The organism is Dietzia kunjamensis, assembly GCF_045689975.1.
GTDB lineage: Bacteria > Actinomycetota > Actinomycetes > Mycobacteriales > Mycobacteriaceae > Dietzia > Dietzia kunjamensis.
Map to the genome: position 1 here is coordinate 1,419,405 of NZ_CP143297.1, position 13,096 is coordinate 1,432,500.

13 protein-coding genes (1 of these 13 running past the window's edge) are annotated in these 13,096 nt (G+C 71.4%); all 13 read left to right on the plus strand.

All coding sequences use genetic code 11. The features are described 5' to 3' along the window. Positions 1–7 precede the first annotated feature (7 nt). Complete coding sequence (pheT, locus tag VZF99_RS06605; protein ID WP_407335941.1) at positions 8–2,527, plus strand: phenylalanine--tRNA ligase subunit beta; 2,520 nt, start codon at positions 8–10, stop codon at positions 2,525–2,527. Then, positions 2,520–3,359, plus strand: coding sequence for a bifunctional hydroxymethylpyrimidine kinase/phosphomethylpyrimidine kinase (gene thiD / locus VZF99_RS06610; protein WP_120285902.1), 840 nt, complete (start codon positions 2,520–2,522; stop codon positions 3,357–3,359). Before pheT ends, thiD begins: the two co-directional genes overlap by 8 nt. A 91-nt stretch (positions 3,360–3,450) precedes the next feature. Beyond that, complete coding sequence (locus VZF99_RS06615; protein ID WP_407335942.1) at positions 3,451–4,242, plus strand: DUF2786 domain-containing protein; 792 nt, start codon at positions 3,451–3,453, stop codon at positions 4,240–4,242. 115 nt (positions 4,243–4,357) lie between these two features. Further along, a complete protein-coding gene (argC, locus tag VZF99_RS06620; protein ID WP_120285904.1) occupies positions 4,358–5,395 on the plus strand; it encodes an N-acetyl-gamma-glutamyl-phosphate reductase in 1,038 nt (345 codons plus the stop codon). After that, entirely contained in the window at positions 5,392–5,868 is a 477-nt protein-coding gene (locus tag VZF99_RS06625) for a hypothetical protein (protein ID WP_253003542.1), read from the plus strand. Before argC ends, VZF99_RS06625 begins: the two co-directional genes overlap by 4 nt. 1 nt (position 5,869) lies before the next feature. Next, positions 5,870–6,805: an acetylglutamate kinase gene (argB, locus tag VZF99_RS06630; protein ID WP_067714080.1), complete on the plus strand. Its 936-nt coding sequence runs from the start codon at positions 5,870–5,872 to the stop codon at positions 6,803–6,805. After that, positions 6,802–8,043, plus strand: a complete 1,242-nt coding sequence (locus VZF99_RS06635; protein WP_407335943.1) for an acetylornithine transaminase — start codon at positions 6,802–6,804, stop codon at positions 8,041–8,043. The genes argB and VZF99_RS06635 overlap by 4 nt, the downstream gene beginning before the upstream one ends. Beyond that, positions 8,040–9,026, plus strand: a complete 987-nt coding sequence (gene argF, locus VZF99_RS06640) for an ornithine carbamoyltransferase (protein ID WP_253003543.1) — start codon at positions 8,040–8,042, stop codon at positions 9,024–9,026. The genes VZF99_RS06635 and argF overlap by 4 nt, the downstream gene beginning before the upstream one ends. Beyond that, positions 9,023–9,520 (plus strand): arginine repressor, encoded by a 498-nt coding sequence (locus tag VZF99_RS06645; protein WP_096905560.1) that lies wholly within the window; start codon positions 9,023–9,025, stop codon positions 9,518–9,520. Before argF ends, VZF99_RS06645 begins: the two co-directional genes overlap by 4 nt. 48 nt (positions 9,521–9,568) lie before the next feature. After that, the gene (locus VZF99_RS06650; RefSeq protein WP_067714089.1) at positions 9,569–10,768 is read left to right on the plus strand and encodes an argininosuccinate synthase; all 1,200 of its coding nucleotides are present in this window, start codon (positions 9,569–9,571) and stop codon (positions 10,766–10,768) included. Continuing rightward, entirely contained in the window at positions 10,765–12,204 is a 1,440-nt protein-coding gene (gene argH / locus VZF99_RS06655) for an argininosuccinate lyase (protein WP_120285907.1), read from the plus strand. The genes VZF99_RS06650 and argH overlap by 4 nt, the downstream gene beginning before the upstream one ends. Before the next feature lie 5 nt (positions 12,205–12,209). Further along, positions 12,210–12,431: a Trm112 family protein gene (locus tag VZF99_RS06660; protein ID WP_067714095.1), complete on the plus strand. Its 222-nt coding sequence runs from the start codon at positions 12,210–12,212 to the stop codon at positions 12,429–12,431. Positions 12,432–12,490: 59 nt separating this feature from the next. Beyond that, positions 12,491–13,096 carry the 5' portion of a DNA-3-methyladenine glycosylase gene (locus tag VZF99_RS06665; protein ID WP_120285939.1) on the plus strand. It continues 18 nt past the right edge of the window, so the window shows 606 of its 624 coding nt (coding positions 1–606); its start codon is at positions 12,491–12,493; the stop codon falls past the right edge of the window.

Below are 13,096 nucleotides of genomic sequence, written 5' to 3' on the forward strand. Positions count from 1 at the left end.
CCCCACAGTGCGAATTGCGCAGTCCTGGCTGACCGAGATCCTGCAGCGGGCCAACGACGGCTGGTCCGTCAGCCCGGCCGAGCTCGACGCCGGTTTCGTGCGCGTCGGACTCGAGGTGGAGGGCGAACCGGAGCAGTTGCCCGAGGTCGACGGCCCGCTCACCATCGGCCGTGTCAGCACCATCGAGGAGCTGGAGGGCTTCAAGAAGCCCATCCGCTTCTGTCTGGTCGACGTGGGCGGTGACGAGCCGCAGCAGATCGTGTGCGGCGCCCGCAACTTCGCGGAAGGCGACCTGGTCGTCGTCGCCCTACCGGGCACCGTCCTGCCGGGCGGGTTCGAGATCGGCAAGCGCAAGACCTACGGCAAGCCGAGTGAGGGCATGATCTGTTCGGCCTCCGAGCTGGGGATCGGCTCCGACCACAGCGGGATCATCGTCCTCGCCGAGGGCACCGCCGAGCCCGGGGACCCCGCCGGCCCGGTGTTGGCCGCGGGTGCCGGCGAGCGGGACACCGTGATCGAACTCAACGTGACGCCGGACCGTGGCTACTGCCTGTCGGCCCGTGGTCTGGCCCGCGAGCTGGCGTGCGGGTTCGACCTGGATTTCGCCGACCCGGCGGTCGAGCTCGGGCTGCCGTCGGAGAAGGAGGCCTGGCCGCTCGAGGTGACCGCCGAGTCCGGTGCCCAGCGGTTCGCCCTGCGCCGGGTCACCGGAGTCGACCCGTCCGCGCGGACCCCGTGGTGGATGGCGCGCCGCCTGCTGCTCTCGGGCGTGCGGCCGATCTCCCCGGCCGTCGACGTCACCAACTACGTCATGCTCGAGCTGGGTCATCCCATGCACGCGTTCGACGCGGGGCGCCTGCAGGGCGGGCTCGTCGTCCGTCGGGCTCGCGCGGGGGAGGCCCTCACGACCCTCGACGATGTCGAGCGCACGCTCGATCCCGAGGACGTCGTCATCTGCGACGACCGCGGCCCGATCTCGTTGGCGGGCGTCATGGGCGGTGCGAGCACGGAGGTCTCCGACGACACGACCGACGTCCTGCTCGAGGCCGCCGTGTGGGACACCCTCGCGGTGTTCCGGACCATCCGCCGCCACAAGCTCCCCAGCGAGGCGGGCAAGCGTTACGAGCGTGGGGTCGACGCCGCCGCGTCGATCGCGGCGTTGGACCGCGCGGCCACCCTGCTCGCCGAGATCACCGGCGGCACCGTGGAGGCCTCTCTCACGGACGTCGGTTCGGCGCCCGCGATGCCGACGATCGCGTTCGACCCCGAGCGGCCCTCGCGGGTGGCGGGGGTCGAGTATCCGGTGGGGACCACCCGTCGCCGTCTGGAGCAGATCGGGTGCGCCGTCGCCGGCGATGACGCGGTGTTGCTGGAGGTGACCGCCCCGGCCTGGCGTCCCGACCTGACCCTGCCCGCGGATCTGGTCGAGGAGGTGCTTCGCCTGGAGGGACTGGAGAACATCCCGTCGGTGCTGCCCACCGCGCCCGCCGGTCGCGGACTCACCGCGTTCCAGCGCGGCCGCCGTGCCGTGGGGCACGCCCTGGCGGCGGCCGGGCACGTCGAGGTGCTCACGTCGCCGTTCTGTGACCCGTCGGTGTTCGACGCCATGGGACTGGACGACGACGACGAGCGCCGCAGCACCATGGCCGTGGTCAATCCCCTCGAGAGCGACAAGGCGCATCTGGCCACCACGCTGCTGCCCTCGCTGGCCGAGATCGCCCGCCGCAACATCACGCGCGGGGCCCGCGACCTGGCGCTGTTCTCGGTTGCGCAGGTGTCCTTCCGGACGCCGACGACATCCGGGGTCGACATGCTGCCGGTCGATCGCGAGCCGACTCCGCAGGAGCGGGACAGCCTGGCGGCATCGCTGCCCGACCAGCCGCTCCACGTGGCAGCCCTCTACACCGGTAGGCGCGAGCCGGGCGGGCACTTCGGCCCCGGCCGGGAGGCCGACGCCCTCGACGCGGTGGAGGCGGCGAGGATCGTCGGGCGAGCCCTCGGGGCCGAGGTCGAGGTGCGGGCGGCCGAGCGCGCACCGTGGCACCCGGGTCGCTGCGTGGAGGTCCTGGTCGATGGTGGCGACCGCGACGCCGGGCCGGGTGAGATCGTGGTGGTCGGTCACGCCGGTGAGCTACACCCCGCGGCGTGCGAGCGGCTCGGGCTCCCGGCGCGCACGTGCGCGGTCGAACTGGACCTCACCGCGATCGGCGCCCGGGAGGTGCTGCCGGCCCCGACCATCTCGCCGTTCCCGCCCGTGAACCAGGATGTGGCGCTCGTCGTGGACGTGGCCGTGCCCGCTGCGCAGGTCGAGGCTGCACTCCGCTCGGGAGGCGGGGAGCTGCTCGAGAGCGCGCGACTGTTCGACGTCTACACCGGCGCCCAGCTCGGGGACGGGCGTAAGTCCCTCGCCTACGCGTTGACGTTCCGTGCCGACGACCGCACCCTCACGGAGGACGAGGCGAGCGCATGGCGCACGGCCGCCGTCGAGGCGGCGGAGAAGGCCGTGGGGGCGAGCCTGCGTGGCTGACGGCCGACGCCCCGCCGGTGCACGGGTGCCGCGGGTCCTGTGCATCGCGGGCACGGACCCGTCCGGCGGCGCCGGGCTGCTCGCCGACACCAAGGCCGTCGCCGCGATGGGCGGGTACGGAATGGGTGCCGTCACCGCGGTCACGATCCAGAACACCGTCGGGGTGACCGGGGTGCACGCCGTGCCCGTCGACGACGTGATTGCCCAGCTCGACGCCGTCGCCAATGACGTGACGATCGACGCCGTCAAGATCGGCATGCTCGGTGAGGCCGCTCTGGTGGAGGCGGTCGGCGACTGGCTTCGTCGTCGTCGTCCAGCCCACGTCGTCCTCGACCCGGTGATGGTGGCCACCACCGGAGGCCGGCTGGCCAGTGAGGACGCGGCGCGGATGCTGCGGGACCTCGTCCCGCTGGCGGACCTGGTGACGCCCAATGTCCCCGAACTCGCGGTGCTGTGTGGCGGCGAGCCCGCGGAGCACATCGAGACGATCGTCGGGCAGGCCGAGCTCGTGCACGAGCAGACCGGCTGCGCGGTGCTCGCCACCACGGGCGATCTGGACGACGGCAGTGCGGAGGACGTGCTGGTGGAGTCCGAGGGGGACCGACGCACGACGCTGCGTCTGCCGTTCGTCCGCGTCGACACCCCGCACACGCACGGCACCGGGTGTTCGTTGTCCTCGGCGCTGGCCACCGCGCGGGTGGGGGAGAGGGACTGGGAGGCGGCCTACCGCCGCGTCCGCCCGTGGATCGACGGGGCCCTCCACGGCGGTCTCACCCTGGAGGTCGGCCGCGGTTCCGGCCCGCTGGACCACACTTGGTTCCTGCACCGCTGACCTGGGACGGCGCGGCCGTCCGCACCGACTGTGTCGTACACCTGTGCGAGTATCGGTTCCGCCGAACGGCCGAGACGATCAGGAGCAGACAGTGAACACCTCCCACAACACCTCCCACAACACCTCGCAGGGCACCTCGCAGACCCGATCGCAGGACGGGCACGAGGGCGCCGGGCCCCCCTCGTCAGAGAAGGCGTTGGACAGGGTCCGCAAACTCTTCGCCAAAGCCGAGAGCGTGGCGGGCACGCCCGAGGCCGAGGTCCTGCTCGAGCGTGCCTACGCCCTGCTCGCCAAGTACGGCGTCGACGAGGCGCTCGCGCGGACCGGTCCGGATACCGCCGCCGAGGTGGCGGTCATCGACCACGTGATCTCCGGGAGCTATCAACCCGACCAGGTGGGACTGGTGGCCGCCCTCGCCGCCGCGATGCACTGCCGGGCCGTCACGTCCGCCCGCGGCGACGGCACCCGGGTCGTGCACATCGTGGGGGTTCGCCGCCACGTCGAGCGGGTGGGCATGCTCGCCGGGGCCCTCACCGGGGTCATGCTCGCCGCAGCGGCCAGACAGCGGCCCTCCCCGGGTGTCTCCGCGGTCACCCACCGCAAGTCGTTCATGACCGGTTTCGCCTTCGAGGTGGGGCGGAGACTGGAGGCCGCCGAGCGGGGCGCGGTGGCCGAGAGCCGGGACGCCGCGGGCGCCGGGCTCGTCCTGCGGTCCGACTCGCAGCGGGCGGAGACCGAACTCCGTCGGCGCTTCCCGACCGCCGTCCGCGGTGCCCGCAGGCGGGTCGGTACGTCCGGGATCGAGGAGGGGCGTCGGGTCGGTGGCTCGGTGGATCTCGGCCAGCGCCGCTTCACGGGCGGCCGCCGGCAGATCGGGGCCTGACCCCGCACGCGGGGCGCCGGGCGGCGGGGCGTCGGACGGCGGGGCGTCGGACGGCGGGGGGCGGGGCTCGCCGGGGGAGATGCAAAACATTGCAAAGTGGTGCATACTCGTGCGTATGGCAATCACGGTGGCGGTCGCAGGTGCTTCGGGTTACGCGGGCGGGGAATTCCTCCGACTCCTACTCGGGCACCCGTCCTATGCGGCGGGGGAGTTAAAGATCGGCACGCTCGCCGCCGGGTCGAGCGCCGGACAGACGCTCGGGGAGCACCACCCGCACCTGCTGCCCCTCGCCGACCGCGTCCTCGCGGAGACCGAGGCGGAGACGCTCGAAGGCCACGACGTCGTGGTGCTGGGGCTGCCCCACGGGCATTCCGCGGCGATCGCCGAGCAACTGGGGCCGGACGTCCTCGTCGTCGACCTCGGGGCGGACTTCCGACTGGTGGACGCAGAGGACTGGACGGCGTACTACGGCTCCGAGCACTCCGGTACCTGGCCGTACGGTCTCCCGGAGCTCCCCGGGGCGCGTGAGGCGCTGCGGTCCACCCGCCGCGTCGCGGTCCCGGGGTGCTTCCCCACGGGCGCCACGCTCGCGCTGTTCCCGGCCGTCGCGGCCGGCCTCGTCGACGCCTCCGCCATCACGATCGTCTCCGTGACCGGAGCGTCGGGCGCAGGCAAGGCCGCCAAGGTCCCGATGCTCGCCGCGGAGGTCATGGGCTCGGCCAAGGCGTACGGCGTGACCACCCACCGGCACACGCCCGAGATCACCCAGAACCTTCGTGCGGTCACCGACGCGGAGGTGTCGGTGAGCTTCACCCCGGTTCTCGCCCCCATGGCCCGCGGCATCCTCACCACCGCGGTGGCGCCCACGACCGCGACCGCCGAGGAGCTCCGGGCGGTGTACGCCGAGGCGTTCGGAGACGAGCCGTTCGTCCACGTCCTGCCCGCGGGCGTGCAGCCCATGACCGCCTCCGTGCTCGGATCCAATGCGGTGCAACTCGGCATCGAGGTCGACGAGCGCGCCGGCCGCGCGGTGTTCACGGCGGCGATCGACAACCTCGCCAAGGGCACCGCCGGGGGCGCGATCCAGTCGATGAACCTCGCGCTCGGACTCCCCGAGACCGCCGGACTCAGCACCGTCGGCCTGGCCCCGTGACCGCAGACGCCCTGGCGGGCGCCACCTCCAGAGGCCGGGTCCACGGTCTCGAGATGTGGTGGGCCCCGGAGGGAACCCATGCGATGTTCTGGGTCGCCCCCGCCGGCTCGACCGGCATCCTCCACGTCCACGGTGACGGGGCGGACGCGGTGGAACTGCGGTGGAGCACCCTGAGCGCCGAGATCCCGTCCACCCGCGCGGTCGTCCTGCTCGACGGCCCCGGCGTCGGAGACCCCGGCGCGGACTTCACGGCCGCGCACGAGGTCGCCGAGAACGTCGCCCGGTTCGTCAGCACGAGATCGGGTGTCGAGGCCGGCCCGATCGAGGTGCTCGTCTTCCGGCCCGACACCGATCACGCGCCGTGGCCGGAACCCGCACCGACGGCGGACGGAGCCGAGTTCCGTTTCCGACACCGCGGTGGCGCGGACGTCCGACTCGCCCTGACCATTCCCGACCAGCCCGGAGAGGCCTGACATGACCACCGAGATGAACGACGGCTCCACGCAGCTGACGCCGTTCGTCCGCGCGCACGTGCTCGCCGAGGCGCTGCCGTGGCTGCAGAAGTTCCACGACAAGATCGTCGTGGTCAAGTACGGCGGTAACGCCATGGTGGACGACGACCTCAAAGCAGCTTTCGCGGCGGATATGGTGTTCCTGCGCACCTGCGGGCTCAAGCCCGTGGTGGTCCACGGGGGCGGGCCGCAGATCACCTCCATGCTCGGTCGTCTGGGCATGGAGGGCGAGTTCCGCGGCGGGTTCCGGGTCACCACCCCCGAGGTCATGGACATCGTCCGCATGGTGCTGTTCGGCCAGGTCGGACGCGAGCTCGTCGGTCTGATCAACGCCCACGGCCCCTACGCGGTCGGGATATCCGGAGAGGACGCGGGACTGTTCACCGCGGTTCGCCGGACAGCGATGGTCGACGGGGAACCCACCGACATCGGCCTGGTCGGCGATGTGCAGTCCGTCGACCCGCGGGCCGTCCTCGACCTCATCGAAGCGGGCAGGATCCCCGTCGTGTCGACCATCGCGCCCGACTCCGACGGAACCGTGCACAACATCAACGCCGACTCCGCGGCCGGGGCGCTCGCAGCGGCCCTGGGTGCGGAGAAGCTGATCGTCCTCACCGACGTCGAGGGGCTGTACACCGACTGGCCGGACCGCTCGTCCCTCGTGACGCATCTCGGTACCGAACCACTCGAGCGGCTCCTCCCGTCCCTCGAGAGCGGGATGGTTCCCAAGATGGAGGCCTGTCTGCGGGCGGTCCGGGGCGGGGTGCACGCAGCCCATGTCATCGACGGCCGCGTCGAACACTCGGTGTTGCTCGAGATCCTCACCGAAGGGGGCATCGGGACGATGGTCACCGAGGGCCACCACGAAACCAGGTCGCCGGCAGGAGTCGAGAAATGAACGACACGCACACCGTCACCGACACCCCGACCCTCACCGCGCGGTGGGACGACGCGCTGATGCGCAACTACGGCACCCCGCCGCTCGAGCTGGTCTCGGGCAGTGGCGCGACGCTCACGGGCGCCGACGGTCGTAGGTACGTCGACCTGCTCGGCGGGATCGCCGTGAACTCCCTCGGACACGGACACCCGGCCGTGGTCGACGCGGTCAGTCGCCAGGTCGCCGAACTCGGGCACATCTCCAATCTGTACGTCCACCCCAGGGTGGTCGAGCTGGCCGAGCGTCTCGAGTCCCTCTTGGCGGTGGACCAGCCGGTGCGTGCCTTCTTCTGCAACTCGGGAGCCGAGGCCAACGAGGCCGCGTTCAAGATCGCCCGCCGGACGGGCCGGTCCCGCATCCTGGCAGCGGAGAACGGATTCCACGGACGGACGATGGGGGCGTTGGCGATGACGGGCCAGCCCGCCAAGCGCGCGCCGTTCGAGCCGATGCCCCCCGGGGTCGAGTTCTTCCCCTACGGCGACATCGAAGCCCTGACCACGCTGGTGGAGCAGGCTCCGGGCGAGACGGCCGCCGTCATCATCGAACCGCTCCAGGGCGAGGGCGGCGTCGTCGAGCCTCCCGAGGGGTTCCTCGCCGACGTGCGCGCCCTGTGCACCGAGCACGGCGTCCTCATGATCGTGGACGAGGTCCAGACGGGGATCGCCCGTACCGGTGCGATGTTCGCCTGCCGCAAGGCCGGGGTCGTGCCCGACGTGATCACCCTCGCGAAGGGACTCGGTGGTGGCCTGCCGATCGGCGCGTGCCTCGGCGTCGGCGCCGCGGGCGAACTACTCACCGCCGGGCAGCACGGCACCACCTTCGGCGGTAACCCGATCTCGTGCGCCGCCGCTCTCGCCGTACTCGACACGATCGAGTCCGATGACCTCGTGGCGCACGTCGACCGCCTCGGAAAGATCATCGCCGCCGAGATCGAGTGCCTCGACCACCCACTGGTCGACCACGTGCGTGGACGGGGCCTCCTGCTCGGGATCGTGCTCACCGCGCCGGCCGCCAAAGCGGTGGAGGAGGCGGCGCGCGGAGCCGGGTACCTGGTGGGCGCCACCACGGCGGACGTGGTCCGTCTCGCACCACCGCTCATCCTCGCCGAACAGCAGGTCGCCGAGTTCGTGTCCGCGCTGCCCGGGATCCTCGACACCGCGTCGTCCACCATCGCAGCCCAGAAGGAGTCCTCGTCATGACCGGCCCGACCGTCAGCTCATCGACCGCCGCGGCCGCGTCGACCGCGACCTCGACCCCTGCGGTCCGTCACTTCCTCCGCGACGACGACCTCAGCCCCGCCGAGCAGGCCGAAGTCCTGGACCTCGGGTTGAAGCTCAAGGCCGAGCCGTTCTCCGCCCGACCCCTGGAGGGCCCGCGGTCTGTCGCGGTCATCTTCGACAAGACATCCACCCGCACCCGGTTCTCGTTCGACGCCGGGATCGCGGAACTGGGCGGGAACGCCATCGTCGTCGAGTCCGGCTCCACCCAGATGGGCAAGGGGGAGACCCTCTCCGACACCGCCCGGGTGATGTCGCGCTACGTCGAGGCGATCGTGTGGCGCACCTACTCCCAGGACGGCCTCGTAGAACTCGCCGCCCACGCGGACGTCCCCGTCGTCAACGCCCTGAGCGACGAGTTCCATCCGTGCCAGATCCTGGCCGACCTCCTCACCATCCGGGAGAACTTCGGCCGCACCGAGGGACTCCGGGCGGTGTACCTGGGGGACGGGGCCAACAATATGGGCCACTCCTATCTGCTCGGGTTCGCGACCGCGGGTATGCACATCACCATCGCGGCCCCCGAGGGGTATCAGCCCACCGGTCAGGTGGTCGCCGACGCCGAGCGGATCGCCGCGGAGACCGGTGGTTCGGTGACCATCACGACGGACGTCGACCGGGCTGTCGACGGCGCCGACGTCCTCATCACCGACACCTGGGTCTCGATGGGCATGGAGGACTCGGCCACGCAGCGACTGCGGGACCTCGCCGACTACCAGCTGGACCGGGCGTCGGTGGCCAGGGCCTCGGACGATGTCATCGTCCTGCACTGCCTGCCCGCCTACCGGGACAAGGAGATCTCCGCCGAGGTGATCGACGGCCCCCGCAGTCGGGTCTTCGACGAGGCCGAGAACCGACTCCACGCCCAGAAGGCGCTGCTGGTCTGGCTACTGGAGCGATCGTGACCGCCGTCGGCACCGTCAGCCGGACGGCCCGGCACGCCCGGATCACGGAGATCCTGCGTCGCCGACCGGTGCGCAGTCAGACCGAGCTCGCCGAGGCGTTGGCGCAGGAGGGTATCGCCGTGGCGGTGGCCACCCTCAGCCGGGACCTGGACGAACTCGGCGCCGTGAAGCTCCGCGCCGCCGACGGAGGCGCCGGGCGCTACGTGATCCCCGAGGACGGCAGCCACGTGCCGGGAATCCCCGGCGGGACGGACCGGCTGGGCAGGCTGATCGCGGACCTGCTCGTGTCCGCCGACCACAGTGCCAACATCGCGGTCCTGCGAACTCCTCCCGGGGCGGCAAACTTCCTCGCCAGCGCCCTCGACCGGGCCAATCTGGACGACGTCGTCGGGACCATCGCGGGGGATGACACCATATTCGTGATGGCCCGTGAACCCGTCACCGGAGCCGAACTCGCCGACCGGCTGGCCGGACTGGCACGACGCCAGATCTGACCGGCCCCGCACACCCCTGAACAGACCCCACACATCAAGGAGAACACCATGTCCGATCGCGTCGTCCTCGCCTACTCCGGCGGACTCGATACCTCCGTCGCCATCAGCTGGATCGGTCAGGAGACCGGTGCCGAGGTCGTCGCCGTCGCCATCGACCTCGGTCAGGGTGGTGAGGACATGGACGTCATCCGGCAGCGCGCACTGGACTGCGGAGCCGTCGAGTCGGTGGTCGTGGACGCCCGCGACGAGTTCGCCGATGATTACTGCGCCCCCACGATCAAGGCCAACGGCCTGTACATGCGCGAGTACCCGCTGGTCTCGGCGATCTCCCGTCCGCTCATCGTCAAGCACCTGGTCACCGCGGCCAAGATGCACGGCGGGACCTCCGTGGCGCACGGTTGCACGGGTAAGGGCAACGACCAGGTCCGCTTCGAGGTCGGTTTCGGTGCGCTCGCGCCGGACCTCGACGTGATCGCGCCGGTCCGTGACTACGCCTGGACCCGTGAGAAGGCCATCGAGTTCGCCGAGCGGAACGAGATCCCGATCAACGTCACCAAGAAGTCGCCGTTCTCCATCGACCAGAACGTCTGGGGCCGTGCGGTGGAAACGGGCTTCCTGGAGGATCTGTGGAACGCCCCGACCAAGGACGTCTACGACTACACCGAGGACCCCACTATCAACTTCGCCGCGCCCGACGAGGTCACGGTGACCTTCTCCGAGGGCGTGCCGGTCGCGATCGACGGCCGCAAGGTGAGCGTGCTCGAGGCGATCGAGGAGCTCAACCGTCGTGGTGGCGCGCAGGGCGTCGGGCGCCTCGACATGGTCGAGGACCGCCTGGTGGGCATCAAGAGCCGCGAGGTCTACGAGGCGCCGGGCGCCATGATCCTCATCACCGCCCACAAGGCGCTCGAGGACGTCACCCTCGAGCGTGAGCTCGCCCGGTACAAGTCCGGCGTGTCCGACACCTGGTCCAACGCGGTCTACGACGGTCTGTGGTTCTCGCCGCTCAAGTACGCCCTGGACGCCTTCATCGACAACACGCAGCAGCACGTGTCGGGCGACATCCGGATGGTCCTGCACGGCGGCTCGATCACCGTCAACGGCCGTCGTTCCGACTCCTCGCTCTACGACTTCAACCTCGCCACCTACGACGAGGGCGACTCGTTCGACCAGAGCTACGCGAAGGGCTTCGTCAACCTGCACGGCCTGAGCTCCAAGATCGCCGCCAAGCGGGACCTCGGCCTGTGAGTGCGGAGCAGGGCGACTCCGGGCGCCACGGCACCAACACGGGCTCGCTGTGGGGTGGTCGGTTCTCCGGCGGGCCGTCGGAGGCCATGGCCGCGCTGAGCAAGTCCACCCACTTCGACTGGGAGCTGGCCCCGTACGACATCCGCGCGTCCAAGGCCCACGCCCGGGTTCTGCACCGCGCGGGTCTGCTCACCGGTCCCGACCTGGACGCCATGCTCGACGGGTTGGACCGCCTCGCCGCGGACGTCGATTCGGGGGCGTTCGTCCCGGCGGAGTCCGACGAGGACGTGCACGGTGCCCTCGAGCGCGGCCTGATCGAGCGGGTGGGGCCCGAGGTGGGGGGTCGGCTGCGAGCGGGCCGGTCGCGCAACGACCAGGTGGCCACCCTGTTCCGCATGTGGCTCCGCGACGCCGTGCGGGCGGTCGCGGCGGGGGTCCTCGATGTGGTCGACGCGCTCGTCGGCCAGGCGGACGCCCACCCCGAGACGGTGATGCCGGGCAAGACGCACTTCCAGGCCGCGCAGCCGGTCCTGCTCGCCCACCAGTTGCTCGCGCACGCCCAGCCGTTGCTGCGCGATCTGGACCGGATCCGTGACCTCGACCGCCGTCTGGCGGTGTCGCCGTACGGATCGGGTGCGCTGGCCGGGTCGTCGTTGGGGTTGGACCCGGACGCGATCGCCGCCGAGCTCGGTTTCGACCGGGCGGCCGACAACTCGATCGACGCCACGAGCTCCCGCGACTTCGCCGCCGAGGCGTCGTACGTGCTGGCGCAGATCGCGGTCGACCTGTCCCGCCTGGCGGAGGAGATCATCGCCTGGTCCACGCCCGAGTTTGGGTACGTGACGCTGGCGGACGAGTGGTCGACGGGCAGCTCGATCATGCCGCAGAAGAAGAACCCGGACGTGGCGGAGTTGATGCGCGGGAAGACCGGTCGACTGATTGGTAACCTGACCGGCCTGCTGGCGACCCTCAAGGCGCAACCGCTGGCCTACAACCGCGATCTGCAGGAGGACAAGGAACCGGTCTTCGACTCGGTGGCGCAGCTGGATCTGTTGCTGCCGGCCATGGCCGGTCTCGTGGCCACCCTGGAGTTCCATCCGGAGCGGCTCGCCGAGCTCGCTCCCGCCGGGTTCACCCTGGCCACCGACATCGCGGAGTGGATGGTCCGGCAGGGCGTCCCGTTCCGGGTCGCCCACGAGGCGGCGGGGGAGTGCGTCCGTGTGGCCGAGAACCGCGGCGTCGGGCTCGACGAGTTGGACGACGACGAGTTGGCGGCCGTGGACCCCGCGCTGACGCCCGAGGTACGCGAGGTCCTCACCGTCACCGGTTCGATCGCGTCGAGGAACGCCCGGGGTGGCACCGCGGGCGAGGCGGTGGCCGCGCAGCGCAGGCGGCTGGGCGAGATCCGCGACGAGTTCGCGGGCTGGGTAGGGTGAGCGCCATGTCCGTCATCGACGCACGTCTGCTCGAGATCCTCGCCTGCCCCGAGGACAAGGGCCCGCTCCTGCTCGCGGGATCGGAGACGCTGTACAACCCGCGTCTGCGCCGGGCCTACCGGATCGACGACGGCATCCCCGTGCTGTTGGTCGACGAATCCCGGCAGGTGGACGACGCCGAGCACGCGGAGCTGGTCGCCCTGGCAGGTGGAGGCACCGAGGGGTGAGTCCCCCGGACGACCGGACAGGCCCCGCCGTCGGCACCGATACCGATCGGTTCCGGACGCTGCTGCGGGAGTCATCGCCTGACACCGCGGCCCGGGCTCTGCTCGGAGGGATCCTGTCCCACGGCGCGGTCTCGGTGAGGATCATGGAGGTCGAGGCCTACGGCGGGCCACCGGAATCCCGCTTTCCCGACGCGGCCGCTCACACCTGGCCGGGCCCCACCCCCCGGAACGAGGTCATGTTCGGGGACGCCGGTCATCTGTACGTCTACCTGAGCCACGGGATCCACCAGTGTGTGAACATCACGTGCCGGCCCGCCGGGGAGGGCGGGGGTGTTCTGCTCCGGGCGGCCCGCATCGCCGGCGGCCACGAGGTCGTGGACTCCCGCCGGCCCGGCATCCCGGCCGAGCGGGCCGCCCGCGGACCCGGCAATCTCGGCAGGACCCTGGGCATCGACCTCACGATGAGGGGCATCGACGTGCTCGACTCGTCGTCGTCGGTCCACTTCCGCCCGGACCCGCTCCCCGGCCACCACATCAGGTCCGGTCCGAGGGTCGGGGTCTCCCGTGAGGCCGACCGCCCGTGGCGGTTCTGGGTGGCCGGCGCACGGGAGGTCTCCGCGTACCGACGCAGCCCACGGGCCCCGCAGGTGACCCGCCCCGTGGTG